The organism is Bacillus sp. 05T31, from assembly GCF_056396725.1.
This window is the reverse complement of record NZ_JBFTMA010001117.1, coordinates 1-879: the sequence shown is the minus strand read 5'-3', so window position 1 is coordinate 879 and position 879 is coordinate 1. Positions and strand designations below refer to the sequence as shown.

At 35.2% G+C, this 879-nt stretch carries 2 protein-coding genes; both read right to left on the bottom strand.

Going from position 1 to position 879, the window contains the following annotated elements; genetic code table 11:
* Positions 1 to 467 (bottom strand): FAD-dependent oxidoreductase (locus tag AC1DJR_RS31745; protein ID WP_477004444.1); only part of this gene is annotated, 467 nt, incomplete at its 3' end.
* Positions 468 to 561: 94 nt separating this feature from the next.
* Entirely contained in the window at positions 562 to 867 is a 306-nt protein-coding gene (locus tag AC1DJR_RS31740) for a luciferase domain-containing protein (protein WP_002035104.1), read from the bottom strand.
* Between the last annotated feature and the right edge of the window lie 12 nt (positions 868 to 879).

The following is an 879-nucleotide window of genomic DNA, read 5'->3' as shown; positions in this document are numbered from 1 at the left end:
GCATAAAATATATTTCGAACCATTGGATCTTTAATTTCATTTTCTGCCCATGTAGTTAGGCTTATTTTCGGAACTTTTTCTACATCTAAGTTTCCTAAATGAATCATAAGACGAGCGAACTGTACTTTTGCAGACCATGAAAGTAACGGTGTTGATAAAATAGAGCGAAAATCTGTTGGAATGGTATAAATATCCCCTTTCCATATTCCATGTGCTTTTGTAGATGGGATTCCACCTGGAAGATTTACTCCTAGCTCATTAAAAGTTATAAACGCTTCTCCACCTCTATATAAAGCATGTGCACCAAGATTCATACAAATGCCGTTTTTATTTATAGTCATCCCTCGACCACCGAAGTGACTGGACTTTTCTAATACAATAACTTTCCTTCCAGCTTTCGCTAAATATATAGATGCTGTTAATCCAGCAAGCCCACCACCAACAATTGCTACATCAAAATGTTTCATAATAAAATCCCTCCTTATCCGTTCTACATACAAGACGAACGATTAAGGAGGGATGTGACATGAAAATATATTTTTACTTATCTATTTTATTTCATTATTTTTTTATTCTGTCATATTGCATACGAAATAACTCAATTGCAAATGGAATATCCTCTTCACTCTTTATATAATAACTTATCCATCCTGATTCAGGTAATACGTGATGTGGTTTCACCAATCCTTGGCTCACTAATTCATCCCGCTTTACCTTTGGAAATGGTAAATCAACTAACTTATCGCCATGCAAATGACCAAGTTCTTTCTTACCATAATTTATTTCAATACCACCAAATCGATGCGGTTTTTCAGAAACACCTGCCCAGCCAAGTACTTCATTTCTAATCATTTCACTAAATGACATGAACCTTCACCC

What these genes read in the sequence shown, in the direction of transcription:
- AC1DJR_RS31740 (WP_002035104.1), bottom strand. Translation starts at nt 867, where the DNA reads ATGTCATTTAGTGAAATGATTAGAAATGAAGTACTTGGCTGGGCAGGT.